This is a genomic window from Microbacterium umsixpiens, assembly GCF_053543675.1.
Genome location: NZ_JBLVOH010000127.1, coordinates 4120 through 4527 on the forward strand (window position 1 = coordinate 4120; position 408 = coordinate 4527).

A 408-nucleotide genomic window follows, 5' to 3' on the forward strand; every position below is an offset into this window, starting at 1 on the left:
GGCCCCCCACCTCGCTCAGTCCGCGTCGAAGAGGTCGGCGTACGTCTGCAGGGACACCGGCTTGACGGGCAGCTGGGCGGCGAAGCGACCGGCGTCGGAGACCGTTCCCCCGCGCGCCGCCGCGACCGCACCGGCCACAGTCGTCTCGCAGTACCGACCCTGGCAGGGCCCCATGCCCGTCCGGCAGCTCAGCTTGACCGCATCCACGGTGTCGGCATGCCGGTTCGCCTGCAGGAATCCGTCGATGTCCGATCGCGGGATCCCTTCGCACCGACAGACCGTCGTCGCCGGGGAGGCGAGCGCCGTGAGGCCGGGTCGCTCGGGCGCGAACATCCGCTGCACGACCGCGGCGAACCGTCGGGAGCGGCGCAGGTCCCGTTCGATCGCGCGAGCACGCACGGCGTCCAC

At 73.0% G+C, this 408-nt stretch carries 1 protein-coding gene; it reads right to left on the minus strand.

Annotated elements, in window-relative coordinates; translation table 11 throughout:
* Positions 1-15: 15 nt before the first annotated feature.
* Positions 16-408: (2Fe-2S)-binding protein (locus ACNPM4_RS12590; RefSeq protein WP_448985913.1), on the minus strand; the 393-nt coding region annotated here is incomplete at its 5' end.